General features: G+C 54.2%; 24 protein-coding genes. All 24 read left to right on the forward strand.

The window, feature by feature from the left end; all coding sequences use genetic code 11:
* Nucleotides 1-33 precede the first annotated feature (33 nt).
* The 24 genes from LBW89_RS26770 to LBW89_RS26885 all read left to right on the forward strand — a co-directional run bounded on the left by LBW89_RS26770 (nucleotide 34) and on the right by LBW89_RS26885 (nucleotide 22,385).
* Nucleotides 34-1,170, forward strand: a complete 1,137-nt coding sequence (locus LBW89_RS26770; protein WP_148454207.1) for a 3D domain-containing protein — start codon at nucleotides 34-36, stop codon at nucleotides 1,168-1,170.
* 151 nt (nucleotides 1,171-1,321) lie between these two features.
* Complete coding sequence (rnmV, locus tag LBW89_RS26775; RefSeq protein WP_148454209.1) at nucleotides 1,322-1,888, forward strand: ribonuclease M5; 567 nt, start codon at nucleotides 1,322-1,324, stop codon at nucleotides 1,886-1,888.
* The gene (gene rsmA / locus LBW89_RS26780; RefSeq protein WP_213509066.1) at nucleotides 1,885-2,781 is read left to right on the forward strand and encodes a 16S rRNA (adenine(1518)-N(6)/adenine(1519)-N(6))-dimethyltransferase RsmA; all 897 of its coding nucleotides are present in this window, start codon (nucleotides 1,885-1,887) and stop codon (nucleotides 2,779-2,781) included. Before rnmV ends, rsmA begins: the two co-directional genes overlap by 4 nt.
* Before the next feature lie 38 nt (nucleotides 2,782-2,819).
* Nucleotides 2,820-3,722 carry a sporulation peptidase YabG gene (yabG, locus tag LBW89_RS26785; RefSeq protein WP_213509065.1) on the forward strand — a complete coding sequence of 301 codons (903 nt, stop codon included), beginning with the start codon at nucleotides 2,820-2,822 and terminating at the stop codon, nucleotides 3,720-3,722.
* 145 nt (nucleotides 3,723-3,867) lie between these two features.
* On the forward strand, nucleotides 3,868-4,143 hold the full coding sequence (gene veg / locus LBW89_RS26790) for a biofilm formation stimulator Veg (protein ID WP_148454215.1): 276 nt from the start codon (nucleotides 3,868-3,870) through the stop codon (nucleotides 4,141-4,143).
* A gap of 178 nt (nucleotides 4,144-4,321) precedes the next feature.
* Complete coding sequence (locus tag LBW89_RS26795) at nucleotides 4,322-4,501, forward strand: protein sspF (RefSeq protein ID WP_213509064.1); 180 nt, start codon at nucleotides 4,322-4,324, stop codon at nucleotides 4,499-4,501.
* Nucleotides 4,502-4,720: 219 nt separating this feature from the next.
* Nucleotides 4,721-5,575: a 4-(cytidine 5'-diphospho)-2-C-methyl-D-erythritol kinase gene (gene ispE, locus LBW89_RS26800; RefSeq protein ID WP_148454220.1), complete on the forward strand. Its 855-nt coding sequence runs from the start codon at nucleotides 4,721-4,723 to the stop codon at nucleotides 5,573-5,575.
* A 62-nt stretch (nucleotides 5,576-5,637) separates the two neighbouring features.
* Entirely contained in the window at nucleotides 5,638-6,468 is an 831-nt protein-coding gene (purR, locus tag LBW89_RS26805) for a pur operon repressor (RefSeq protein ID WP_148454222.1), read from the forward strand.
* A 184-nt stretch (nucleotides 6,469-6,652) separates the two neighbouring features.
* Nucleotides 6,653-6,937, forward strand: coding sequence for a septation regulator SpoVG (gene spoVG, locus LBW89_RS26810; RefSeq protein ID WP_055105386.1), 285 nt, complete (start codon nucleotides 6,653-6,655; stop codon nucleotides 6,935-6,937).
* A 123-nt stretch (nucleotides 6,938-7,060) separates the two neighbouring features.
* Complete coding sequence (gene glmU / locus LBW89_RS26815; protein ID WP_148454224.1) at nucleotides 7,061-8,470, forward strand: bifunctional UDP-N-acetylglucosamine diphosphorylase/glucosamine-1-phosphate N-acetyltransferase GlmU; 1,410 nt, start codon at nucleotides 7,061-7,063, stop codon at nucleotides 8,468-8,470.
* A 122-nt stretch (nucleotides 8,471-8,592) separates the two neighbouring features.
* Nucleotides 8,593-9,546, forward strand: a complete 954-nt coding sequence (locus LBW89_RS26820; protein WP_148454226.1) for a ribose-phosphate diphosphokinase — start codon at nucleotides 8,593-8,595, stop codon at nucleotides 9,544-9,546.
* Between the two features lie 122 nt (nucleotides 9,547-9,668).
* A complete protein-coding gene (gene pth / locus LBW89_RS26825) occupies nucleotides 9,669-10,229 on the forward strand; it encodes an aminoacyl-tRNA hydrolase (RefSeq protein WP_148454228.1) in 561 nt (186 codons plus the stop codon).
* A gap of 83 nt (nucleotides 10,230-10,312) precedes the next feature.
* The gene (locus tag LBW89_RS26830) at nucleotides 10,313-10,543 is read left to right on the forward strand and encodes an anti-sigma-F factor Fin family protein (protein WP_148454230.1); all 231 of its coding nucleotides are present in this window, start codon (nucleotides 10,313-10,315) and stop codon (nucleotides 10,541-10,543) included.
* A gap of 287 nt (nucleotides 10,544-10,830) precedes the next feature.
* Nucleotides 10,831-14,355: a transcription-repair coupling factor gene (gene mfd, locus LBW89_RS26835; RefSeq protein WP_148454231.1), complete on the forward strand. Its 3,525-nt coding sequence runs from the start codon at nucleotides 10,831-10,833 to the stop codon at nucleotides 14,353-14,355.
* On the forward strand, nucleotides 14,342-15,409 hold the full coding sequence (locus LBW89_RS26840; protein ID WP_225040896.1) for a peptidylprolyl isomerase: 1,068 nt from the start codon (nucleotides 14,342-14,344) through the stop codon (nucleotides 15,407-15,409). Before mfd ends, LBW89_RS26840 begins: the two co-directional genes overlap by 14 nt.
* 317 nt (nucleotides 15,410-15,726) lie before the next feature.
* The gene (spoVT, locus tag LBW89_RS26845; RefSeq protein ID WP_148454235.1) at nucleotides 15,727-16,269 is read left to right on the forward strand and encodes a stage V sporulation protein T; all 543 of its coding nucleotides are present in this window, start codon (nucleotides 15,727-15,729) and stop codon (nucleotides 16,267-16,269) included.
* Between the two features lie 133 nt (nucleotides 16,270-16,402).
* Nucleotides 16,403-18,064: a polysaccharide biosynthesis protein gene (locus LBW89_RS26850; protein WP_225040897.1), complete on the forward strand. Its 1,662-nt coding sequence runs from the start codon at nucleotides 16,403-16,405 to the stop codon at nucleotides 18,062-18,064.
* 99 nt (nucleotides 18,065-18,163) lie between these two features.
* Nucleotides 18,164-19,678 (forward strand): nucleoside triphosphate pyrophosphohydrolase, encoded by a 1,515-nt coding sequence (gene mazG, locus LBW89_RS26855; RefSeq protein WP_225040898.1) that lies wholly within the window; start codon nucleotides 18,164-18,166, stop codon nucleotides 19,676-19,678.
* A 165-nt stretch (nucleotides 19,679-19,843) separates the two neighbouring features.
* Nucleotides 19,844-20,116, forward strand: coding sequence for an HU family DNA-binding protein (locus tag LBW89_RS26860; RefSeq protein ID WP_148454242.1), 273 nt, complete (start codon nucleotides 19,844-19,846; stop codon nucleotides 20,114-20,116).
* Complete coding sequence (locus LBW89_RS26865; protein WP_213509059.1) at nucleotides 20,116-20,397, forward strand: RNA-binding S4 domain-containing protein; 282 nt, start codon at nucleotides 20,116-20,118, stop codon at nucleotides 20,395-20,397. The genes LBW89_RS26860 and LBW89_RS26865 overlap by 1 nt, the downstream gene beginning before the upstream one ends.
* 165 nt (nucleotides 20,398-20,562) lie before the next feature.
* On the forward strand, nucleotides 20,563-20,844 hold the full coding sequence (yabP, locus tag LBW89_RS26870) for a sporulation protein YabP (protein ID WP_148454244.1): 282 nt from the start codon (nucleotides 20,563-20,565) through the stop codon (nucleotides 20,842-20,844).
* On the forward strand, nucleotides 20,841-21,419 hold the full coding sequence (yabQ, locus tag LBW89_RS26875; RefSeq protein WP_213509058.1) for a spore cortex biosynthesis protein YabQ: 579 nt from the start codon (nucleotides 20,841-20,843) through the stop codon (nucleotides 21,417-21,419). The genes yabP and yabQ overlap by 4 nt, the downstream gene beginning before the upstream one ends.
* A 19-nt stretch (nucleotides 21,420-21,438) precedes the next feature.
* A complete protein-coding gene (locus tag LBW89_RS26880) occupies nucleotides 21,439-21,789 on the forward strand; it encodes an FtsB family cell division protein (protein WP_213509057.1) in 351 nt (116 codons plus the stop codon).
* Between the two features lie 116 nt (nucleotides 21,790-21,905).
* A complete protein-coding gene (locus tag LBW89_RS26885) occupies nucleotides 21,906-22,385 on the forward strand; it encodes a S1 domain-containing RNA-binding protein (protein ID WP_148454250.1) in 480 nt (159 codons plus the stop codon).
* Nucleotides 22,386-22,570: the final 185 nt, after the last annotated feature.

Below are 22,570 nucleotides of genomic sequence, written 5' to 3' on the forward strand. Positions count from 1 at the left end.
TAGACGGCGGGACTATGAAGGAGGACGGAAGAAATGGGCATTTTCCGCAATGAGGAATCCCATGAATCGCGCTCATCCAGCATGTCTTACGCAATGCGGTGGAAACAAGAACATCTACGTCAGATTTCGGTCGTCGGAATTTTGTCCATCGCGGTAGTTCTCATCATCCTGATTTGGTTTTACAGCCAAAGCAACAAAAAAGTATACTTGGTTGTTGACGGGCAGAGTCAGCAGATCGAAACCCGGAAATCGCTGGTCAATCAAGTGCTGGAAGAACAGTCCATCGTTTTGAAGCCGGAGGATAACGTGTCTCACTCTCTGGCCAGTTCGATTCAAGACGGGGACCGGATTGTCATCCATCGCGCCGTGCCGGTCAAGGTAAGCGTGGATGGAACGACAAAGACCCATTTCACGACACAGGATAGTGTCCGGAAAGCAATCGAGGAACTTGGCGTCACTTTGGGGCAGGAAGATAAAATTACACCGGCCTTGGACAGCAAAGTCTCGGCGAACTTGAACATCAAGGTCGTCCGCGTTACCAGACATAAAATACAGACTACGCAAAACGTTCCTTTCACCGTGGTGAAAACCTCCGACAAGAACCTGCTTAAAGGAACGACGAAGGTGATGTTCCCCGGGAGCGAAGGCGTTGTAGTCCATAACATCGAAAAAGTGTATGAAGACGGAAAGTTCGTGTCCAAACACTGGCTCGGCAAAGAGGTCAAAAAGGCCGCTTCACCGAAAGTCGTTGCCGTTGGCACGAAGAAACCGACAGCAGTCGCATCCGCCAGCATTTCCCGCAGCGCCAACGCGGTTAATATCAGCGGCCTTACGACGAAAGGCGGCGTCTCTTTTAAATATAAAAAAGTGCTCAAAAACGTGACTCTTACGGCCTATTCCGCCGAGGAGGACGGCATCGGCACGCGCACGGCTTCCGGTACCCGGGTAGCGGAGGGAAGAACGATCGCGGTCGACAAGGATGTCGTTCCTTTGGGATGGTGGGTTTATATCGAAGGGGTCGGCTTCCGCAAGGCTGAAGATACCGGCGGAGCCATCAAAGGCCACAAAATGGATGTCTATTACGATTCCTTGAAATCGGCGAAGAATTTTGGACGCAAAAAAGGCCGGACCGTTTACGTCATCGGACCGACCAAACCGGAATTGAACTAACCGGAGCGTTTACTTTGCTTGGGGAATGGGATAATATTAGGATGATGAATAAGACGCGGATAAGAAGAGGAGAAATCCTCTTCTTTTTGTTATTGTGATGATGGAAACTATAAGCGGTCTTTAAACCAAAACGAGAGAGGTAAGTGCGGGGATGATCAAGGAGGTCATTGTGGTCGAGGGCCGGGACGATACGGTCGCCGTCAAACGGGCGGTGGAGGCCGACACCATTGAGACGGGAGGGTCGGCCATTAATGAGGCGACCCTACGTAAAATTGAGCTGGCTATGGAACGCCGGGGAGTCATTATTTTCACCGACCCGGATCATGCGGGGGAGCGGATCCGCAAAATCGTGGCGAAGCGGGTACCCGGCTGCAAGCATGCTTTCCTTCGGGAGGCGGACGCGACGAAGGCCGGCGACATCGGTGTGGAGAACGCCTCGCCGGAAGCCATCCGTGAGGCGTTGGAGCGAGTCCGCACCGAAGCCCCCCCGGAAGAAGAGGCGGCTCCCGCTCGGATCGACTGGGAGGACCTGCTGGAGGCCGGGTTGATCGTTCATCCGCGGGCGGCCGAGCGCCGGCGTTTTATGGGTGAACGGCTGGGAATAGGGTATTGCAACGGGAAGCAGTTTTATAAACGGCTCGCCATCTTCCGGATCAGCCGCGAAGAGTTTGCGGGTGCGCTGGCCCAATTGGAGACGAAAGAGGCGAAGAACGAATGACGATGAGAGAAGAAGTGGCAACACCGCGCCGAACGAAGGAAATTATTCAGCGGCATGGTTTTTCATTCAAAAAAAGCTTGGGTCAAAACTTTTTGATCGATCAGAATATCCTCGGCAAAATCGTCGGCGCCGCCGAATTGGACAAGTCCAAAGGGGCGCTGGAGATCGGACCGGGGATCGGCGCTTTGACGGAGAAGCTGGCGCAGCAGGCGGGGCGGGTTGCCGCCGTCGAGATCGATCAGCGGCTTTTGCCGATTCTGGAAGAAGTCCTGGAGCCCTACCCACAGGTTCATGTGATCCATGGCGATGTGCTTAAGCTTGATCTTCATGCGTTATTTGCGAGTGAATTCAAGGCATGCGAGAAAGTCAGCGTGGTGGCCAACCTGCCGTACTACGTGACAACGCCGATTTTGATGAAGCTGCTGGAAGCCGGCCTTCCCCTGGAGAACATCGTGGTGATGATTCAAAAGGAAGTGGCCGAGCGGATGGCGGCCGGACCCGGCGGCAAGGAATACGGCAGCCTCAGCATCGCCGTGCAGTATTACAGCGAGCCGGAGCTGGTATGCATCGTGCCGCACAGCGTATTTATTCCGCAGCCGAATGTGGAATCGGCGGTGATCCGGCTGAAGGTCCGCAGCGCGCCGCCGGTGGCCGTGGCGGAAGAGGCTTTCTTCTTTGAGGTGGTTCAGGCCGCATTTGCGCAGCGCCGCAAGACGATCTCCAACAACCTCAAGAGCCGCTTCTTCCCGGGCGAGGGACGAGAGCGCCTGGAGTCTTTGCTGGCGGAGGCGGGCATCGAGCCGTCGCGCCGGGCCGAAACGCTCAGCCTGGAGGAGTTCGCGAAGCTGAGCAATACCCTGCATGCGGCGGGAATCGGCGGTTCAAAGCTGTAACCAATCCCTCTTTTCGCCCATACGATGGGGTAGAGGTGATGAAGTTGACGAATTTGGGAGACTTGGTCGTCCGCAAATCGTACGGTGGAGATATTACGTTCCGCGTCGAGCGTTTTGTGAGGGAGCAGGCCATTATCAAGGGAACAGAGTTTCGTCTGCTAGCCGACGCGCCGATATCGGATTTGGTGGTCGTGAACGCGGATATGCCGGGAGAAAAAACGAAGCGTGCCCGGATCAAGGCAACCGAATCTCTGCAGCGGCTGCAAAAGGATCGGCTGGACCTGACCGAGCGCAATCGATCGTCTTTGGGCCGCGATTTTATTCCGCAGGGGGAGCCGTCTTTTTTTGAGGTACCCGGAAAGGTCCTGCATTTGGACGGGGATGAGAGGTACCTGAAAAAGAGCCTGAGCCTGTACGAAAAGCTCCGTGTACCGGCCCACGGCTATTACGTCACGGAATCGGCGATGGCCGGGGCGCTGTACCGCCTGCTGCCGAACATCCAGCCCGATATTTTGGTGGTGACCGGACATGATGGGGTATTGAAGAACCGCCCGACGGCGGACTTGTATAACTTGTCCAGTTACAAGAACTCCAAGCATTTCGTCGAGGCGATCGCGGCGGCCCGCCAGTATGAGCGTAATTTCGATGCGCTGACCATTGTGGCGGGCGCCTGCCAATCCCATTTTGAGGCGCTGCTGCAGGCGGGGGCGAATTTTGCCAGCTCGCCTTCCCGGGTATTGATACACGCCCTGGACCCCGTGTATATTGCGGCTAAAGCCGCATTGACCTCGATCCGCGACACGATCCATATTACGGATGTGCTGACGCATACGATCAGCGGAACCCAGGGAGTCGGGGGCATCGAAACCCGGGGCAGCTACCGGATCGGGTTGCCGAAACTCAAGGATTTATCCGCGTTAAAGGTCATTCCCTCGATGTAAAATCGTGGGATTCAAGGGGTTGCGGACTGCCTCGAAAAAAAATCGTTGACAACGCTTTTTTACTGCTGATATAATTATTTATTTCGATTTGACAAGTGACTCCTTTTCGTGTATAATCAATACAGAAGGAAGGTGGTCACAGGCAATGGCTAAAAATGCGCTGTCAGAAATCAAACACAGTCTCGAAGCTCACGTAGGGCAGAGAATTACGCTGCGGGCAAACGGAGGTCGCCGAAAGACCGTCGAACGCACCGGCGTATTGGAGGAAACCTATCCTTCGGTCTTTATCGTGAAGCTGGATGAAGAACAACAGACTTTTAAGCGTGTGTCTTACAGTTATGCCGATATACTTACCGAATCCGTTGAAGTCATGGTTTGTGACGATAACAATGAAATGCGGCTGTCGTATATTAAACCGTGAACATCATGATGATTGCAGCAAACGGCCTTGGCGTCCGAAGGGATGCGGGGCCGGTTTTTGTTTTTGCCCGCAAGGAGAGACCGTGCACCCAGCGCGGACACGCGGGTGAATGAAAGCGAAGCCCGGTACGCATACTACGAGTGTTCTTGATCCATGACTTTCTAAGGAGGAATGGCCCATGTCGCGCAGAAGACGCAGCATCATGTCCGAGGATTTGAAAGTCGAGTTGGCGAAGGATCTCGGGTTCTATGATACCGTCCGCAAGGAAGGCTGGGGCGGAATCCGGGCCAAGGACGCCGGAAACATGGTGAAGAGAGCCATCGAGCTTGCGGAGCGGGCCGCTGCCAAGCAGCCCTAATTCGGCCGCGCCTAACAGGTCTCCCCTTGGGAGGCCTGTTGTTTTTATCGGGGGATCAAGTAAGATGGAGGGAAGCCGGAGTTTGAAGTTATCGCATCTGTCTCCCGTGCATAGACGAAGAACCGAGTTTTTCTTATAATATGTAAGTCCGATGGGACGCGTTGAAAGCGGATTCCATTAGCGATACAATGAATGGATTATCGAAGGTGGGTGAGCGTCTTGAAAATTTATGAGAAAGCTCCGGCAAAAATAAATCTGATGCTTGATGTTTTACATAAAAGACCGGATGGCTATCATGAAGTGGAAATGATCATGACGATGGTGGATCTGGCCGACCGGCTGGAAATGAGCGCTCTCCCGCGGGATACGATTATTATCTCGAGTCAGGCCGGTTATATTCCGCTCGATGAGAAGAACCTGGCTTTTCAGGCCGCCAAGCTGATTAAAGAGCGTTATGACGTCCGAAGCGGCGTATATATACATTTGGATAAGAAGATTCCGGTAGCGGCCGGGCTGGCCGGGGGCAGCAGCGATGCGGCCGCGACCCTTCGGGGATTGAACCGGCTGTGGGAACTGGGCATTCCGGATGAGGAATTGATGGAACTCGGGGCGGAGCTGGGATCGGATGTCCCGTTTTGCGTCACGGGGGGAACGGCCTTGGCGACGGGACGCGGCGAGAAATTGACCCCGCTGGCCAATCCTCCTCAATGTTGGGTCGTTCTGGCCAAGCTGCCGATCAATGTGTCCACGGCGGAAATCTACGGGCGGCTGAGAAGCGATCAAATTCACGTTCATCCTTCCGCCGGCCGGATGCGGGATGCGATCGAGCGGGGGTCTTTTGCCGGTGTCTGCGGCGAGCTGGGCAATGTGCTTGAGGAGGTGACGCTCCGGCTCTACCCGGAGGTGGCCCATTTAAAAGACACGATGATCCGCCTGGGGGCCGATGGGGTGTTGATGTCCGGCAGCGGGCCGACGGTATTCGGGCTCGTATCCAAGGAATCCAAGGTGCCGAGAATCTATAACGGCCTGCGCGGTTTTTGCAAAGAAGTATACGCCGTACGATTATTAACTTGAATAGAACCGTACAAAGATGATATATTTTCTATAAAATATTCGGATTTAGCGAGGGGTCCTTCGTGAAAAAATTAAAAAGAAGCGCTCGATTGGTGGAGATGACGCAGTATCTGTTAACCCGTCCGCATCAGCTGATTCCGCTTACGACGTTCGCGCAGCGGTATGGAGCCGCCAAATCCTCGATCAGCGAAGACTTGGCGATCATTAAAGAAGTATTCGAGGATGAAGGGAACGGAGAGCTTCAAACCTTGGCAGGCGCGGCCGGCGGCGTGAAATATATTCCGAAGATGGGACGGGAGCAGGCGCTTCAATTCATCAATCAGCTGTGCGAGAAGCTGTCGGAGCCCGACCGGATTTTACCCGGCGGATATTTGTACATGTCCGATCTGCTGGGGCAGCCCGCGTTCATGAACGAGGCCGGCAAATTGTTCGCGACGGCTTTTGCGGGACGGGCGATCGACTGCGTGATGACCGTAGAGACGAAGGGCATTCCTCTGGCCTACGCCACAGGTGCCGAATTGAATCTGCCGGTCGTCCTCGTTCGCAGGGACCATCAGGTTACGGAAGGGTCGGCCGTAAGCATCAATTACGTATCCGGTTCCCACAAGAGTCTGCATACGATGTCCCTGTCCCGCAGAGCGCTTAAGGAGAAGTCCAGAGTCCTGATCGTGGATGATTTCATGAAAGCCGGCGGAACGATTCAGGGGATGGTGGATTTGTTGGGCGAGTTTGATGCCGAGGTAGCCGGGGTTGGCGTTCTGGTAGAATCGGGCGAGGTGGAGTCGGAACAACGGCTGCTGGAAGATTATGTTTCCCTCGCGACTTTACGGGCGGTCGATGCCAAAGGCAAGGAAATTTCCGTGGCGCCGGGGAATTATTTTACCGGCAAGTAGCGGTAGAAGCATTTTGTCGATATTCTGTAAAACATCCGGAGTTTACGACGAATCGTGTCGAAATCTCCTAATGTTCAAAAAAATTCCTGATTTTAGGGCATTTTATTCGGTGAAAAAAAAGGATTTCCGTAAGCTATGTGGAATATTACACCAAGTCTCTGATGGAAAAAGGTGGTGAACACATATGCAAATTACGGATGTAAGACTCCGCCGAGTCAGCTCTGAAGGCAGGATGAAAGCTATCGCATCCATTACCATCGATAACGAGTTTGTGGTTCATGACATTCGCGTCATCGACGGAAACAATGGAATGTTTGTAGCTATGCCAAGCAAGCGTACTCCTGACGGGGAATTCCGGGACATTGCGCATCCGATCTCTTCGGGTACACGCGAGAAGATCCAAGCCGCGGTCCTGGCGGAGTACGAACGTGCTGCCGAGCAAGAAGAAGTGATTGAAGAAGGGGCTTAAGTCTCAGTTTTGTCTCAACCAATTGGGGTTCGAGAAAAGGGAGCCATGTAACATGGCTCTCTTTTCTTTTTGTCCCAAATGAGATATATTCAGTAATGAGTTTAAGAGAAGGAGGCCGGGGCCTTGAAAAGATTTGCGATTGTTCTTGCTGCAGGACAGGGGAAACGTATGAAGTCCAAGCTATATAAGGTACTCCACCCTGTATGCGGCAAACCGATGGTCGGGCATGTCCTGGACACGGTTAAGAAAGTCCAATGTGAGCGCAGTATCGTGGTGGTAGGCCACGGTGCCGAAGCGGTCAAGTCTTATCTGGGAACGAAAGCCGAGTATGTGCTGCAAGCGCAGCAGCTGGGAACTGGCCACGCCGTAAAGCAAGCCGGAACGTTATTGGGTCAGGAAGAGGGCACAACGATCGTCATTTGTGGGGATACCCCGCTTGTGACGGAGGAAACTTTGCAAGCGATGCTGGAGCTCCATGAACGCCAAGGAGCGGCCGCTACCGTGTTGACGGCTAGCATGGACCGTCCTCAAGGCTATGGCAGAATCATTCGCGACAGCGTCAAAGGTTCCGTCGCCCGGATTGTGGAGCAGAAGGACTGCTCGCCGGAAGAGGATGCCGTCAAGGAAATCAACACCGGCACGTATTGTTTTGATAACGCGAAATTATTTGCTGCGCTGGAGAAGGTAACGAACAGCAATGCACAACAAGAATATTATTTGACGGATGTCATCGGCATTTTGGTCGGAGAGGGCGAAGTTGTCGAAGGCTATATGACCGAAGACTTTGCGGAATCGATCGGAGTCAACGACCGTTTGGCGTTGTCCGAGGCGGAAGGCTACATGCGGGAGCGGATCAACCGTAAACATATGCTGAACGGGGTTACTATTATTGATCCGAGCTCCACATACATCGGAGCCGATGTAGTTATCGGAGCGGATACGGTCATTTATCCGGGCAGTCATATCTCCGGAGCAACCGTAATCGGAGAGGACTGCGTCATCGGACCGGCAGCGGAAATTGAAGACAGCCGTATTGAGGATGGCGCGAAGGTTAAACAGTCCGTTCTTTGTCAGGCTGAAGTCGGCAAAGAGACGACGGTCGGACCGTTCGCTTATTTGCGTCCGGGAGCCAAACTGGGCGAGCATGTGAAGGTGGGCGATTTTGTGGAAATCAAAAACGCCACGCTGGATGACGGCTCCAAGGTTTCGCACTTGAGTTATATCGGCGACGCCAAGGTAGGCAAGAATGTAAATATCGGCTGCGGCGCGATTACCGTCAACTATGATGGGTATAATAAATCCATTACCGAAATCGAGGATGATGCGTTCATCGGCAGCAATGTCAATTTGATCGCACCGGTGAAGGTCGGTAAAGGAGCTTATGTCGTGGCGGGCTCTACCATTACCCAATCGGTGCCGGATAATGACGTGGCGATTGCCCGTAACCGTCAGGAGAACAAACCGGGTTACGCCGAGAAACTCCGTGCACGGGCCAAAGCAAAGAAGCAGAAGGAACAGGAATCATTTAGTTGATCGTGGATTTTTTTCAGTAGGAATACGACTTATCTTTGAATGACTTGCGGAATCAGGATGCAGTGACCATTTCAATGACGGATAGTTGATCTATCTACACAGCACGGAGGGTAATAAAATTTATGACTTATTGTGATTCTAAACTGAAGATCTTCACCTGTAACTCCAATCCCAAGCTGGCTCACCAAATTGCCGATTACATCGGAATTCCGATGGGAGACTCGGAGACGACGAGCTTCAGTGACGGCGAAATTCAAGTCAAGCTGTCCGAAAGCGTTCGCGGCTGCCACGTTTATGTGGTACAGTCCACTTGCGCTCCGGTCAACGATAATCTGATGGAGCTTCTGGTGATGGTAGATGCTCTGAAACGGGCTTCGGCCAAGAGCATCAACGTGGTCATTCCTTACTACGGTTATGCCCGTCAGGACCGGAAGGCCCGCTCTCGCGATCCGATTACAGCCAAGCTGGTTGCGAATCTGATCGAGAAAGCCGGTGCGCACCGTGTAATTACGATGGACCTGCATGCGATGCAGATCCAGGGCTTCTTCGATATTCCTGTGGATCATATGCTGGGCGTACCGATCCTGGCTCAATATTTCCGCTCGAAGCATATTCAGAACCCGGTCGTTGTGTCTCCGGACCATGGCGGTGTCGTTCGCGCCCGTAAACTTGCGGATTTCCTCAACGCTCCGCTGGCGATTATCGACAAACGCCGTCCCGAGCCCAACGTCAGCGAGGTCATGAATATCATCGGGAACATTGAAGGCAAAACCGCAATTCTCGTCGATGACATTATCGACACGGCCGGAACCATCGTCCTGGGCGCAAACGCGCTGAAGGAAGGCGGGGTTGAGGAAGTTTACGCTTGCTGTACGCACCCTGTGCTGTCGGGTCCGGCGATGGAACGCCTGGAAAACTCTCCGCTGAAGGAAGTTATTGTAACGGATACCATTCCGATCACGCATCCGAATCCGACCAGCAAGCTGAAGGTCTTGTCTGTAGCTCCTCTGATGGGTGAGGCGATCATTCGCGTCCACGAGGAACTGTCGATCAGTAAGCTGTTCGAGATCGAATAGAAAGTCGTCCTACTGCATTCATTGGGTTGCATCTTCCGTTTTCGGAGGTGCAGCCCTTTCTGTATGCGGACGGGGTCGATAGCTCAATTGATAGGTAGAACTAATACATTGGAGGACCACAGATGAAATGGATCGTAGGCCTCGGCAATCCGGGGTCCAAATATGAGAACACCAGACACAATATCGGCTTTATGGCGCTTGACGAATTGGCCCGCCGGCACGGGATCGCCATCAAGCAAAGCAAATGCAAGGCTCTGATCGGTGAAGGCATGCTGCCCGGCGGGAAGGTGGCTTTAATCAAACCGATGACGTATATGAATTTGTCGGGCGAGGCGGTTCGGGCTTTTATGGATTACTATAAAGTCCCGCTGGAAGATATGATCGTCGTATACGACGACCTGGACACGGAGATCGGCCGAAACCGCCTTCGCTATCAAGGAAGCGCCGGGGGGCATAACGGAATCAAGTCGATCATTCAGCATACGGGCACGCAGACGTTCAACCGGATTCGGATGGGCATATCCAGGCCGGAACCGGGATATCCGATCGTGGATTACGTCCTTTCCTCTTTTGCGAAAAAAGAAGCCCCCTTGCTCAAACAGTCGATTGAAGCGGCATGCGACGCGCTGGAATACAGTCTCGACCATACGTTTGAGCAGACGATGGCGAAATTCAACGGGTAGTGCATTCCGGTGAAACTTTGGGGCTAAGCGGGGATTTTTTAGGGCATACTGAGGGGTATATCGAACCTTCAGGAGGCATATACATGGCAATAAACTATGTTTGCAGGCATTGCCGTACATTTATTGGTAGAATCGATTCTCCCGGGATAACGGAATCCCAGCTGGGCTTCCATTTCTTGACCCCCGAGGAGCGGCGGGATATAATAGCGTATGATTCGAATGGCGAAACAACGGTCCGGGTAACTTGCGATTACTGCAGCGAAGCTCTAAAGGATAATCCCGAGCTGACGCTGCTTTCAAACCTCTTGCAATGATCTGCGGGAGGGAACCTGCGGCTACCTGATGAAATGGGATACAGAGCCTTGGCACGTTTGCTGAGGCTCCTTTCACGTTTGCTGAGGCTCCTTTTTGGTGGAGTCCGGCCCTGTTGTCAGGGGACAAGGCCCGATCCCGGTACGGACATCATAGATCTCGCGCGGGGAAGGCGATATAAATAAGGGTGACATGAACCCCGCTTGCCTTCACCAATTCGGTTTACGGATAATAGATATAAAAAGGTTTCTACAAAATATTGCAATTCGAAATGAGAGAGGTGCCTCCATTGTTACAAGCACTTATTCAAGCATTCTCCCGGGACTCGGACTTTACCTCTATGGTGGCAGGGGTAAATGCCGGAATGAAGGAGCAGTTGATTTCCGGTTTATCGGGGTCCTCGCGGCAGGTCGCGTTGGCGGCACTGTATCAGGAAACGAATCGGCCTTTGCTGGTCGTCACGCATAACATGTTCTCCGCCCAGAAAATATTCGAAGATTTACAGGAAGCGCTGTCACCGGAACAGGTGATGCTCTATCCGGCCAATGAGCTGGTAGCCGCCGAAGCGGCGGTTTCGAGCCCCGAGACCTTGGCTCAGCGCATCGAGGTACTGCTGCAGTGCTCCCGGTCTTTCCGGGGGGTTGTGGTCGTGCCTTATTCCGGTGTGCGCCGGTTTATCCCGACGACGGAAGCGATGGCGAATGCCCGGCTGACGATCGAATTGGGCGGCACGCTGGTGCTGGATGATTTTCTGGCACGGATGGTCGAGTTGGGTTACGAGCGGGTGGAACGCGTCGAATCGCGCGGGGAGATGAGCATCCGCGGGGGGATCATCGATTTCTATCCGCTGACCTCGAACGTCGCTTATCGGGTCGAGTTGTTCGATGATGAAATCGATTCGATCCGTACTTTCGACCCGTCCGATCAGCGTTCCATCGAGCAAATCAAGCAGGTCGACGTTACCCCTTGTAAAGAACTTATCGCTTCCCGCGAACGGCTGGAGCGGGCGGCTGAAGCAGTCCAAGAGAGGCTTGACCGGCAACTGGAGAAAATGACCGACCGCCAAGCCAAAAATAAGCTGGAAGAGGAAATCTCCCGGGAAATCGAAATGATGCGGGAGCATGTTTATTTTCCGGAAATCTATAAATATATCTCCTTGATTTACCCCGAGAACAACACCTTGTACGATTACATGCCGGAGGATACTTTGCTGATTCTGGACGAACCGGCCCGGCTGCTGGAGACGTCCCGCCAGTTGGAGCGGGATGAAGCGGAGTGGAATTTGCATCTGTTCCAGAACGGCAAAAGCCTGCCTGAGCTTCCTCTCGCCCGCGATGGCGCCGAGGTGCTGTACCAGCGGCCGTATCCGACTTTGTTCTTCTCGCTGTTTTTGCGTCAGGTTCCCCACACGCAGCCGCAGAATATCATCAATTTTGTGAGCCGGGGGATGCAGGATTTCCATGGCCAAATGAATGTGCTCAAGGCGGAAATGGAGCGCTGGAAGAAGAGCGGGGCCAACGTTATCATGCTGGCCAGCGGAGAAGAACGGCTCGAACGGATGCGGCGGGTTCTCCAGGATTACGGCATCGACGAACCGACGCTGCTGCTGGGGAACCTGCAGTCGGGCTTTGAGCTTCCTTCCGTCCATCTCGTCGTCATCACTGAAGGTGAAATGTTCTCCCAGAAGCAGCGGAAAGCCCGCAAAGCCAGCAAGAACATAGACAACGCGGAGCGGATCAAGAGCTACACCGAACTGAAGGTGGGCGATTATGTCGTTCACCAGAACCACGGGATCGGGAAGTACCTGGGGATCGGGACTCTGGAGGTCGGCGGTATCCATAAGGATTACATGCATATCCTCTATGCGGGGGGCGACAAGCTCTCCGTACCGATCGAACAGATCGATATGATCCAGAAATACGTAGGTTCGGAGGATAAAGAACCGAAAATCTACAAGCTCGGGGGCAACGAATGGACCCGGGTCAAAAATAAAGTGCGTTCCTCCGTTCAGGATATTGCCGACGATCTGATCAAGCTGTATGCGGAACGTCAGGCTTCCCCCGGTTACGCGTTCGAGAAAGACACGCCGGAGCAGCAGGAATTCGAGGCCATGTTCCCCTACGATGAGACGCGCGACCAGCTCCGGGCGATCGAGGAAATCAAAAAGGACATGGAACTATCTCGGCCGATGGATCGGCTGCTGTGCGGCGACGTAGGCTACGGAAAAACGGAAGTCGCGATCCGGGCCGCGTTCAAGGCGGCCATCGAGGGCAAACAGGTGGCCGTGCTGGTGCCGACGACGATTTTGGCGCAGCAGCATTATGAAACGTTCCGGGAACGGTTTGCGGGGTATCCGATCAATATTCAGACGCTGAGCCGGTTCCGCAGCCGGAAAGAGCAAAACGAAACGATTAAAGGGGTCCGCCAGGGGACGGTGGATATCGTTATCGGGACCCATCGCCTCCTTTCGCAGGATCTCGTATTTAAGGACCTGGGTCTGCTGATCGTGGACGAGGAGCAGCGGTTCGGCGTGACGCACAAGGAAAAGCTGAAGAAGCTGAAAACCAACGTGGACGTGCTGACCTTAACGGCCACGCCTATTCCGCGCACGCTGCACATGTCCATGCTGGGCGTCAGAGACCTGTCGGTCATCGAAACGCCGCCGGAGAACCGTTTTCCCGTCCAAACCTATGTGGTGGAACACAGCCAGGCCCTGGTTCGGGAAGCGATCGAGCGGGAATTGGCGCGCGGCGGACAAATTTATTACCTGTACAATCGCGTACAGGGCATTCAGGAAATGGCGGCGCAAATATCCATGCTGGTTCCGGACGCCCGGGTAGGAATCGGTCACGGACAGATGTCCGAGCAAGAGCTCGAGAAGACGATCCTGGATTTCCTGGACGGCGAATACGACGTGCTCGTCAGCACCAGTATCATTGAGACCGGCGTGGATATTCCGAACGTCAACACCTTGATCGTCCACGATGCCGATAAAATGGGCCTTTCCCAGCTTTATCAGCTGCGGGGCCGTGTCGGCCGTTCCAACCGGATCGCTTACGCCTATTTTACGTACCAAAAGGACAAGTCGCTGACCGAGGTCGCGGAAAAACGGCTGCAATCCATCAAGGAATTCACCGAGTTGGGATCCGGTTTTAAAATCGCCATGCGCGATCTGTCCATCCGGGGGGCCGGGAATCTGCTCGGGGCGGAGCAGCACGGCTTTATCGCTTCGGTCGGGTTCGACTTGTATTCCCAAATGCTCGCGGAGGAGATCCAGAAGCGCAAAGTCACGATGCTTGGCGAAGCCTTGCCGGATGAATCGAAATGGAATACGACGATCGATCTCGGCATCGATGCTTACCTGCCTTCGGATTATATTTACGACAGCATCCAGAAGATTGAAATTTACAAGAAGACCGCTTCCGCTTCCACCTTTGAAGAGGTGGGCGAGCTGGAGGACGAACTGCTCGACCGTTTCGGCGAGCTTCCGGAAGCCGTTCGGAACCTGCTGGCCGTCGCCCGGGTCAAGCTGTACGGCAGAAAATACGGCATCGAGTCCATTAACTTGCGGAATGAAGAGATCGTCCTGAAGTTTTACGAAGGCCGCGAACGGGATATGATTCCGTCTAAAATTGCGGAAGTTGGAAATCTGTTCGGAAGACGTGTACAATTTAACCAAGGATCGGAAATTCTGATTCGCATCAAAGTCAAGGGAATGGACGATAAAGAAATGATGGGCTTGCTGGAGCAGTTTTTGGAGGCTCTAAAGGACTCGTTCAAAGCGAAAGGGGAACTACAGGATGTTTCGAAATAAAAGCCGTTCATGGAAGACGGCGTTGATGGCGCTCACGCTTGTATTGGCATTGGCTGTAGTGGCTGGCTGCGGTAAGAAAAATGTAGTGGCTACGTATGAGGGTGGGGAGATCACGGCCGCGGAATTCGATTTGGAGCAGCGGATTTTACTCGCCGTCTCGGACCCGATGATGCAGCAGTTGATGCAGATGGACGAGTACAAGGAAAATTTGCTGAAACAGCAAGTCGCTTTTAAATACCTGGCGGCCAAGGCGGACAGCAAGTTCAAGGAGACGGGAAAGACGAAGGGAACCGAAGCTTTCAACAACATGAAGAACTATTACGGTGCCGACAAATTCAAAGAAATGCTGAGCAGTCAGAAGGTGACCGAAGACGATATCAAAAATTACATGATTCGCTACTATACCGTTCTGGAAACGGAGTCCGTGAATATCACCGATGAGGACATCAAGAAGGAATTTGAGGCTACGAAGGAGGATTACATCACCGCTTCCGTGCGTCATATCCTGATCGGATTCAAGGATGCCGAGGGCAAGGAAGTCAAGAAAGAGGACGCCCTGAAATTAGCGAAGGAGCTGAAGAGCCGGCTGGAAAAAGGCGAGGACTTCGCCGAGCTGGCCAAGAAATACTCGACCGACCCCGGTTCGAAAGACGACGGCGGGTTGTACGCGGATTATCCGGTAAGCCGCTGGGTACCCGAATTCAAGGAAAAGGCTATGACCCTTCCCTTGAACACCATCAGCGATCCGGTCGAAACTTCGTACGGTTACCACATCATGCGGGTTGAGAAACGGACCGAAAAGAAATTCGAGGATCTTACCACCAATGAGAAGGACATCATCAAATTGTCTTTGGCTTCCGGGAAACTGGACGAGTTTATAGCCGGAGACCTGGAGAAAAAGATCATTAAGAAAATCAACCTGCCTAAGACGGAGAAGAAGGAGAATTCCGGATCGGGCGGAAACAGCACCGGTACCCCGGATAGCGGAGGCACGTCCGGCGGCAACGCAGGAGGCGCCGGAACCGGGAACAATGCCGGAACCGAAGGCAAATAATCAAACCGGTTACGGGCATATCAGGCAGCGCGGAGAAATCCGCGCTGTTTTGCTGTGCTTTTTTTGAGGTAAATATACAGATTGAATAAGTAATTTAGCATGCATAAGCTGCTGGGAAGGGATGAATACTATGGTCAGAATCACAAGAGCCGAATCCCTCCATTTGCTAACCAAATCAACCGCCGGCGGTGTGAAAATCAAAATGAAACTTACCGCAACTTTTTTACCGGCAATGATGTAATAACATACCGAAGGGTAAATGAATATTCACCAGTCAGTAGTTCAATACTTCTTTAGAAAGCGGGGCAACATGTGACATGAAAGCTACTGGAATTGTACGCCGTATCGATGATTTGGGCCGTGTGGTCATCCCTAAGGAAATCCGCCGAACCTTACGGATTCGGGAAGGGGACCCTTTGGAAATTTTCGTGGACCGCGACGGCGAGGTGATTCTGAAAAAGTATTCGCCCATCGGCGAGTTGGGGGATTTCGCCAAGGAATATGCGGAGTCGCTTTACGAAAGCACCGGCCATATTACCCTGATTTCCGACCGGGACTCCATTATTGCTTTGGCGGGTGCATCGAAGAAGGAATACCTGGACAAGCCGATCAGTTCGATGCTGGAGAGCAATATGGATAACCGGAAAATCCAGCTGGAGACGAATAGCGGAAGCTACGAAATCGTCCGGGATCACTCGGAGACGCTGTCCACCTTTGTGGTGGCACCGATTATTTCCGGCGGAGATCCGATCGGGGCCGTGATTTTGATGAACAAGGATGATTCGGTAAAAATGTCGGCGCTCGAGTCGAAAATGGCCGAGACGGCCGCCGGCTTTTTGGGCAAGCAAATGGAGCAGTAACAAGGGAATTTGGCAATCTAGCACACTCCTGTTGTCATTGGACGGTAAGGCCGTCCGATGCGGGGAGTGTTTTTTTTCTTGCGGCTTTCGTCATATAATGGAATCTATGACGAAACCGCAAAGTGGGTAGGTTATGAACGAACGAGAAACCTCATCCTCGCGCTTGCTCAAAGGAGCCGCCGTGCTGAGCTTGGCGGCGATATTGAGCAAACTGCTGGGGACACTGCAAAAAATACCGCTGCAAAACATCGGGGGAGACGGCGTTTTTGGCATCTACAACACGGTCTACCCCTTTTATACGATCCTCGTTACCTTGGCAACGGCCGGGTTTCCCACCGCGGTATCCAAATACGTAGCCGAGCGGCATGCGCTGGGGCTGGAGAACGGGAAGCGCGAAGTGCTTCGCATGGCCACGCTGATGATGGCCTTGTTGGGGATCCTCGGCTTCGCTCTAATGTATTTGGGGGCCCCACTGCTGGCCGTCTGGATCGGAAACGGCCATCTGGTACCGGCGCTGCGCAGTGCGGCCCCTGCGCTGCTGTTCGTCCCGCTTAGCGCCTCGCTAAGGGGTTACTTTCAGGGGCTGCAGAATATGATGCCGACGGCCGTATCCCAAGTGGCCGAACAAGCCGTTCGCGTGGCGGTGATGATCGGCCTGCTGCTTTATTTCACCGCGGCCGGCGGCTCGGAAGCGGTGATTGCCGGCGGAGCTCTTGCCGGTTCGGCCGTCGGCGCCGTCGCTGGACTAGCGGTGATGCTCGGATTTTGGCGCGGTCACCGCAAACGTGCCGGAATCAGGGCCGGTCAACCGGGAGACGCCAATCCAGGCAGGGGGGACCTCCACCGACCGGCTCCGGCCGCGGGAGTACATTCGCAGGGATTCCGTCTATTGCGGGAAATGCTGCGTTACGCGATCCCCATCTGCCTGGCCTCTTTGGCTATCCCGCTGATTAGTCTGGTGGACACGTTTACGCTGCCCCGTCTTTTGGCGGGTCATGGTGACGAACTGCGGGCGATGGTGGATGTGGGCGTGTATAATCGGGGCATTCCGCTGGTCCAACTGGTCACTATGGTGGCCTCGTCCTTGTCGGTACTGTTTATCCCCGTTCTGGCGGAGATGAACCTGCGGAACGACTGGGACGGCATTGCCAGACAGACGCGGCTGGCAATGCGCTGGTTTTGGCTGATCGGGCTGGCGTCCTCGGTAGGCCTGGCGCTTCTGGCCGAGCCGATCAACGTGATGCTGTATGAAGACAGCACGGGGACCGGGACGATGGCCTGGGTGGCCTGGACGGCTGCGCCGGGCGCGCTGGTGACCATCACGGCCGCTCTGTTGCAGGGGCTCGGAGCGGTGCGAGCCCCCGCGGTGCACCTGCTGGCCGCAGCGGGGCTTAAAGCGGCGCTGAACGCGCTGCTCGTGCCCCAGCTCGGCATCAGCGGCGCGGCGATCGCCGGCATCGCCGCCTACGGCGCAGCGGCAGCGCTCAACCTGGCGCTGCTGCTGCGGCGCACGGGCCTGCGCCCGCGCCTGCGGGACGCGGCGCTGCGGCCCGGGGCGGCCGCCCTGGCGATGGCGGCCGCGGTGCTGCTGCTGCGCCTCGGCGTGGACGCCGCGCTGCCGCCGGGCCGCCTGGCGGCCCTGGCGGAGAGCCTGCTCGGCGTGGCGCTCGGCGCAGCCGTGTTTGCGGCCGCGGTGGTGCGGGCGCGCCTGATCAGCGCGGCCGAGCTCGCGGCCCTGCCGCGCGTCGGACCGAAGCTGCTGCGCGCGCTTCGAAAGCTGCGGCTCATGCCATAGGGCATCGCGGCGATATTTTGGCCGCGGGGACTTGGGATGGTATAGTTAGAAGGAGAGCTTGATCCCTTCCGGGATCAGAGACAGGAGTGTGACGAACGAATGACGGCACAAATTACGGTCGTCGGGCTCGGGTCGGGAGACCCCGACCGGCTGACGTTGGGAAGCCTGAAGCTGCTTCAGGCGGCCGGGGAACGAATGGTGCGGACGAAAGATCACCCGGTAGTAAGCTGGCTCGAAGAGACCGGGGTGACCTTTACGTCGTTTGATGAGGTCTATGAGACGATGGCGGATTTTCCGTCCGTCTATCGGGAAATTGCCGACCGGCTGATTCGATCGGCCAAATCGGAAGGCGGACGTTCGGTACTGTACGCGGTACCCGGCCATCCGATGGTCGCGGAAGCGACGGTAAAGCTGCTGCGGGAGCGCTGTCCCGCGGAGGGTGTGGAACTTCGGATCACGGGCGGCGAAAGCTTCCTAGACGAAGCCTTCGTCCGGCTTGGCTTTGACCCGATTGAAGGATTTCAATTGCTCGATGCGTCCGACTTGGCGCGCATTCGGATCGATCCGCGGCGTCATACGCTCATCGGCCAGGTTTATGACGGGTTCACCGCTTCGGAAGTCAAGCTCGGCTTGATGGAGGTATACCCCGACGATTACCCGGTCGTAGTCGGCCATGCGCTGGGTGTAGAAGGCTCGGAGCGGGTGCTGCGGATTCCGCTGTACGAATTGGATCGGATCGAGGGCTACGGGAACCTGTCGCTCGTCTATGTTCCGGCAAGCGACGACGATCGCCTGCGGATCCGCAGCTTTGAGCGGCTGCACGAAATCGTGTCGATTCTCCGCAGTCCGGAGGGCTGCCCCTGGGATCGGGAGCAGACGCACCAATCGATCCGGAAAAACCTGATCGAGGAAACCTACGAGGTGCTGGAGACGATTGATGAGGACGATCCAGACCATATGCGCGAGGAGCTGGGGGATTTGCTGCTGCAAATCATGCTGCATTCGCAAATGGAGGAAGAGACGGGGATGTTCACGGCTTATGACGTCATCCAGGAGCTCAACGAGAAGCTGTTGTTCCGCCATCCGCACGTATTCGGCGATCTGAACGCGCAGGATGCCGAGGCGGCGCTTCAAAATTGGGAAGCGATGAAAGCGGAGGAGAAGCGCCGGAAGGGGCTGAAACCGGAAAATCTGTCCGCGTTGAGCGGAGTGCCGCGTGACCTGCCGGCCCTGATGAAAGCCTACAAGCTGCAGAAGAAAGCGGCCAAAGTCGGCTTTGATTGGGACTCCATGGATGGGGTATGGACCAAAATCGAGGAGGAACTGGCCGAGCTTCGGGCCAGCGTGGCGGAAGGTCAGCCGGCGGAGGACCAAGCGCTTGAACTGGGCGATGTGCTGTTCTCCTTGGTGAACGCCGCACGATTTATCGGCGCCGATCCGGAAGAGGCGTTGTCGCGGACGATCGCGAAATTTGTCAGACGTTTCGACTATGTGGAGAAGCGGCTGCGCGAGGCCGGAAAGACGCCCGGCGAAAGCAATTTGGCGGAGATGGACGCGCTCTGGGACGAGGCCAAAGCGGCCGAAAGAGCCGAGGAATCGTCAAAATCTCGCTAAAAAACGTGTTTTTTTTGCGAAAAAGCAAAAAAAAGTTACCCGCTGGGCAGGATTTTGGGTTTCCAGGCAGAATACTCATACAAAGATATCCACGCGGCCTTATGCCATGAGGGTTTTGGCCGGTAATATCCATCTATTTTTTCTATTATTGGGAGGCATTATTAAATGAACAAAACAGATCTGATCAACAACATTTCCAGCAAGAGCGGTTTGACTAAAAAAGACGTTGAAACCGTATTGAACGGCTTCCTTGGCGAAATCACCGAGGCGCTTGCTGGCGGAGACAAAGTACAACTGATCGGCTTCGGCACGTTCGAAACCCGCAAACGTTCCGGTCGTACAGGCCGCAACCCGCAAACCGGCAAAACGATCGAAATCCCTGCATCGAATGTTCCAGCTTTCAAAGCGGGCAACAAACTTAAAGAAGCTGTAAAATAATGCGTCTCGATAAATTCCTGAAGGTGTCCCGGTTGATCAAGCGGCGCACGGTGGCGAAAGATGTCTCCGAACAAGGGAGAGTCTTAATCAACGGGCGTGAATCCAAACCGAGCAGCACCGTTAAGGTGGGCGACGAGATTACCGTACAATTCGGCCAAAAGCTGGTGACGGTCCGCGTCGAACGTCTGGCGGAAACAACTCGCAAGGAAGAGGCCGCCACCCTGTATACCTTAGTGAAGGAAGAACCGATTGCCAAGGAATCCGGTCTGGACTGGAACTAGGCAAGAGATATGTAACGCGCTCCGTTCAAGTAACGGGGCGCGTTTTGTGTTTAGACCCGCCGTTTCCGGGAAAGGAATTTCTTTTAACGCAAGGAGGATCCCTTTAGCGGTTCTAAACGTGAAGCCCCTCCCATAAGCTAGTGGTAAGAAGGAGGGGTACATGCCATGATCGACCAAGGAAAAGGGAAGCGTCAGGAGCTGCATCTACTGCACAGAAAACTGCTGGAGATTACGGGCGTCCTGAATGTGGAGAGTTTTGACAGTGAAGAATTTCTGCTTCAAACGGAGCTGGGGCATTTGACGATTCGCGGTCAGAATTTACATATCAAGAATTTGAACCTGGAGCAGGGGCTGGTCAGTATTGAAGGGCTCGTCAACTCGCTATCCTATCTGGATCCCGGGTCATCTTCATCCGGCAAAGGCCTGCTCGGCAAGCTGTTCCGATGAATTTGCAGACGCAATGGGCGACGCTTTTGTGGATGCTGATATGCGGGGGCATTCTGGGCATCGCCTTCGACAGCTACCGGGTCGTATCGGGACAGCTCCGCTTTCCCCGCTGGAGCGTACATATGCTGGACCTCTTCTATTGGCTGGCCGCTTCCTTGTTCGTGTTCCGTACGCTATATCATGTTAACCAGGGGGAGCTCCGGTTTTACGTATTCCTGGGGTTATTTATAGGCGTTTGGATTCATTTTTTGTTTCTCAGTGTTATAACGGAACGTTTTGTGGTAAATTTAATGAAGATAGTCCAAAGGGTATACGGGATTATCGGGAAAATGTTGGTTTTTTTCGTGGTGAAACCGCTACAATGGCTGCTAAAGTGCATAAAAATGCTTTTGGGTTTTACCTGGATCGTGTTATTGTTTATGGGGAGGGTTACGCTGTCCCCGATTTGGAAACTTCTGACCTGGGCCACAAGACCTATATGGAAACCGCTGCGTCTGCCGGACAGGCTCCGGGCTGTGCGGAATATCACAGCGGAGTATTGGAAGCGTTGGTTCCGCAGATCAGATGATGAATAAAAGTGACTGGAGGTGCCCTATGCGCGAAGCAGCGGCAAACACATCCCGTAATAATCATCACCCCCCCGCGAAAACGGCAGGGGCGCGCCGTCGACTCCGAATCTGGGCCGCATTTATGGTGCTTTTTCTCGGCTGGGCGGGATACACGTTCATTTCCCAGTCCGGAGAGATCGGGAAGAAATCGGTACAGTTGGCGGAGCGGAAAACGGCAAGGGCAGAGAACGAACAGGCCCTCAACCAGTTGAAATATGAATTGAATCGCCTTAAAGACCCCGAGTATATCGGTCAAATTGCTATGAAAAAGTACGGACTTTATAAACCCGGCGAAATTCCGGTGCGCGTCTCCGGCTCGGAGTCGGGAAATGACTGATGCCATGCGGGATATACGGCTGTTGACCTTGTTTCAGTCATTATGTATAATCAAATCACCGCAGTCATGATTTCGAGGCCTGGCTGTATATTTTTAAGGGAGGATCATTTTATTTTATGTCAATTGAAGTGGGCACCAAGTTAGAAGGAAAAGTGACAGGCATCACGCATTTCGGAGCATTTGTGGATCTGTCAGGAGGTGTCACGGGTCTCGTTCACATCTCGGAGATCGCCGACAATTACGTTAAAGACGTCAATGATCATCTGAAGATTGGCGATACGGTTACCGTTAAGGTAATCAATGTCGACAAGGACGGCAAGATCGGACTTTCCATTAAACAAGCGGTTGACAAACCGGTAGAGGCAACTAGACCGCCTCGCGCACCGCGCACCGATCGTCCGGGTGGAAGAGACGGAGACCGGCCAGGCGGCGGATTTAACCGAGATCGGGGAGGACGTCCTTTTAAGCCGCAACCGAACAAGGCTTCATTTGAAGATAAAGTTTCCCGTTTCCTTAAGGATAGCGAGGAGCGCATTTCCTCGCTGAAGAAGAACACGGAGGGCAAACGCGGAGGACGCGGAGCCAAACGGATGTAGTTTGATATCCAAGCCAAACCCTGAATAATGAACCACCGCAGGCAGATCATGCCTGCGGTTTTTGTTAGTGGCTTTAGCCAGTTGAGTACGCGAAGCGTGCGAAACAAAAAACCACCCGCTATGCGGGTGGAGGGATCTAGGGTTTGACCAACAAGACCATTCCCATAAAATTGAGATGTTCAGGC

It is taken from the genome of Paenibacillus sp. alder61, assembly GCF_020179875.1.
GTDB lineage: Bacteria > Bacillota > Bacilli > Paenibacillales > Paenibacillaceae > Fontibacillus > Fontibacillus faecis.

What these genes read in the sequence shown, in the direction of transcription:
- yabP (WP_148454244.1), top strand. Translation starts at nt 20,563, where the DNA reads ATGATCGACCAAGGAAAAGGGAAGCGTCAGGAGCTGCATCTACTGCAC.
- LBW89_RS26795 (WP_213509064.1), top strand. Translation starts at nt 4,322, where the DNA reads ATGTCGCGCAGAAGACGCAGCATCATGTCCGAGGATTTGAAAGTCGAG.
- rnmV (WP_148454209.1), top strand. Translation starts at nt 1,322, where the DNA reads ATGATCAAGGAGGTCATTGTGGTCGAGGGCCGGGACGATACGGTCGCC.
- LBW89_RS26860 (WP_148454242.1), top strand. Translation starts at nt 19,844, where the DNA reads ATGAACAAAACAGATCTGATCAACAACATTTCCAGCAAGAGCGGTTTG.
- LBW89_RS26850 (WP_225040897.1), top strand. Translation starts at nt 16,403, where the DNA reads ATGAACGAACGAGAAACCTCATCCTCGCGCTTGCTCAAAGGAGCCGCC.
- pth (WP_148454228.1), top strand. Translation starts at nt 9,669, where the DNA reads ATGAAATGGATCGTAGGCCTCGGCAATCCGGGGTCCAAATATGAGAAC.
- spoVG (WP_055105386.1), top strand. Translation starts at nt 6,653, where the DNA reads ATGCAAATTACGGATGTAAGACTCCGCCGAGTCAGCTCTGAAGGCAGG.
- rsmA (WP_213509066.1), top strand. Translation starts at nt 1,885, where the DNA reads ATGACGATGAGAGAAGAAGTGGCAACACCGCGCCGAACGAAGGAAATT.
- yabG (WP_213509065.1), top strand. Translation starts at nt 2,820, where the DNA reads ATGAAGTTGACGAATTTGGGAGACTTGGTCGTCCGCAAATCGTACGGT.
- yabQ (WP_213509058.1), top strand. Translation starts at nt 20,841, where the DNA reads ATGAATTTGCAGACGCAATGGGCGACGCTTTTGTGGATGCTGATATGC.
- veg (WP_148454215.1), top strand. Translation starts at nt 3,868, where the DNA reads ATGGCTAAAAATGCGCTGTCAGAAATCAAACACAGTCTCGAAGCTCAC.
- LBW89_RS26885 (WP_148454250.1), top strand. Translation starts at nt 21,906, where the DNA reads ATGTCAATTGAAGTGGGCACCAAGTTAGAAGGAAAAGTGACAGGCATC.
- spoVT (WP_148454235.1), top strand. Translation starts at nt 15,727, where the DNA reads ATGAAAGCTACTGGAATTGTACGCCGTATCGATGATTTGGGCCGTGTG.
- LBW89_RS26880 (WP_213509057.1), top strand. Translation starts at nt 21,439, where the DNA reads ATGCGCGAAGCAGCGGCAAACACATCCCGTAATAATCATCACCCCCCC.
- mazG (WP_225040898.1), top strand. Translation starts at nt 18,164, where the DNA reads ATGACGGCACAAATTACGGTCGTCGGGCTCGGGTCGGGAGACCCCGAC.
- LBW89_RS26820 (WP_148454226.1), top strand. Translation starts at nt 8,593, where the DNA reads ATGACTTATTGTGATTCTAAACTGAAGATCTTCACCTGTAACTCCAAT.
- LBW89_RS26830 (WP_148454230.1), top strand. Translation starts at nt 10,313, where the DNA reads ATGGCAATAAACTATGTTTGCAGGCATTGCCGTACATTTATTGGTAGA.
- LBW89_RS26865 (WP_213509059.1), top strand. Translation starts at nt 20,116, where the DNA reads ATGCGTCTCGATAAATTCCTGAAGGTGTCCCGGTTGATCAAGCGGCGC.
- LBW89_RS26770 (WP_148454207.1), top strand. Translation starts at nt 34, where the DNA reads ATGGGCATTTTCCGCAATGAGGAATCCCATGAATCGCGCTCATCCAGC.
- LBW89_RS26840 (WP_225040896.1), top strand. Translation starts at nt 14,342, where the DNA reads ATGTTTCGAAATAAAAGCCGTTCATGGAAGACGGCGTTGATGGCGCTC.